Annotated in this window: 2 protein-coding genes; both read left to right on the top strand. The window is 74.9% G+C overall.

Annotated features, from left to right (window positions below; genetic code table 11):
* Positions 1 to 13 precede the first annotated feature (13 nt).
* Positions 14 to 1447: a UDP-N-acetylmuramoyl-L-alanine--D-glutamate ligase gene (gene murD / locus AAHZ94_RS33735; RefSeq protein WP_349997505.1), complete on the top strand. Its 1434-nt coding sequence runs from the start codon at positions 14 to 16 to the stop codon at positions 1445 to 1447.
* A 12-nt stretch (positions 1448 to 1459) separates the two neighbouring features.
* On the top strand, positions 1460 to 1665 hold a 206-nt coding region (locus AAHZ94_RS33730), incomplete at its 3' end, for a hypothetical protein (RefSeq protein WP_349997504.1).

The following is a 1665-nucleotide window of genomic DNA, read 5'->3' as shown; positions in this document are numbered from 1 at the left end:
GGGCGGCGGCCATGTGCCCAGCGAGTACGCCGGCCGCCGCATCACCGGCGCGGGTCTCGGCGTCTCCGGGGTCCCCGCTGCGCGCGCGCCGCGGGGCCTCGGGGCCCACGTCACCGTCGTCAACGGCAGCGACGGCGAGCGCCAGCGCGCCGAGGCGGCCGAACTCGAAGCGCTGGGCGTCACCGTCCACCTCGGCGACGGCGACACCCTGCCCGAGGGCACCGAACTGGTCGTCACCACGCCCGGCTGGAAGCCCACCAGCCCGCTGTTCCAGGCCGCGGCCCGGGCTGGCGTGCAGGTCATCGGGGACGTGGAGGTCGCCTGGCGGCTCCGTGCCGAACAGGGCCGCACCCCCGCCCCCTGGCTGGCCGTCACCGGCACCAACGGCAAGACCACCACGGTGCGCATGCTCGCCGCCATCCTGGAGGCCGCGGGACTGCGCACCGTCGCCGTCGGCAACATCGGCGTCTCGCTGTTCGACGTGGTCCTCGGCGATGTGGAGTACGACGTCCTCGCCGTCGAGCTCTCCAGCTACCAACTGCACTGGGCGCCCTCGCTGCGTGCCCACTCGGCCACCGTCCTCAACCTGGCCCCCGACCACCTGGACTGGCACGGCTCGATGGAGGCGTACGCCGCCGACAAGGGCCGTATCTACGAGGGCAACGAGGTCGCCTGCGTCTACAACGTGGCCGACCCGGCCACCGAGGACCTGGTGCGCGCCGCCGACGTGGCCGAGGGCTGCCGCGCCATCGGCTTCACCCTCGGCGCGCCGGGCCCCTCCCAACTCGGCGTCGTGGACGGCATCCTCGTCGACCGCGCCTTCGTACCGAACCGACAGCGCCAGGCGCAGGAGCTGGCCGAGGTCGCCGACCTGGTCTCGGACGCCCCGCACAACATCGCCAACGCGCTCGCCGCCGCCGCCCTCGCCCGCGCCTTCGGGGTGCCGGCCACCGCCGTACGGGACGGGCTGCGCGCCTTCCGGCCCGAGCCGCACCGCATGGAGCCGGTCGCCACCGTGGACCGGGTCCACTTCGTGGACGACTCCAAGGCCACCAACACCCACGCCGCGCAGGCGTCGTTGGCCGCCTACCGGCCCGTGGTGTGGATCGCCGGCGGCCTCGCCAAGGGCGCCACCTTCGACGAACTGGTCAGCGCGTCGGCCGAGCGGCTGCGCGGTGTGGTGCTGATCGGCGCCGACCGCACGCTGATCAGGGAAGCCTTGGAGCGACACGCCCCGCACGTCCCGGTCGTCGACCTCGACCGGACGGACACTGGGGCGATGTCCGCGGCCGTTCAGGCGGCCGTCGGGCTGGCGGAACCCGGCGACACGGTCCTCCTGGCCCCCGCGTGCGCCTCGATGGATATGTTCACCAACTACAACAAGCGTGGCGAAGCGTTCGCCGACGCGGTGCACGCGCTCGTCGCAGGACGAGCCGAGCACGAGTAGCCGTTGGTCCCCGTGCCGTGGACCACGGCACCGCACACCAGTGGAGGGGACACCGAGATGATGGCCGACGACTCCGCGCGCCCCGCCGCCCGCGGCCCGAGGCGTCCCCGGGCCGGCCTGCCCACCGCGGCCCCCGCCCTGGCCGCCGGCCCGCTGCCGGGCGCCGCGCGGAGCCAGGACCGGTACGGCAACGGCTTCGCGCTGCGCGGCCGGGCCCC

This window comes from Streptomyces sp. HSW2009 (assembly GCF_040240285.1).
GTDB lineage: Bacteria > Actinomycetota > Actinomycetes > Streptomycetales > Streptomycetaceae > Streptomyces.
Note: the sequence above shows the minus strand (reverse complement) of the source record. Positions and strands in the feature narration are given on the sequence as shown.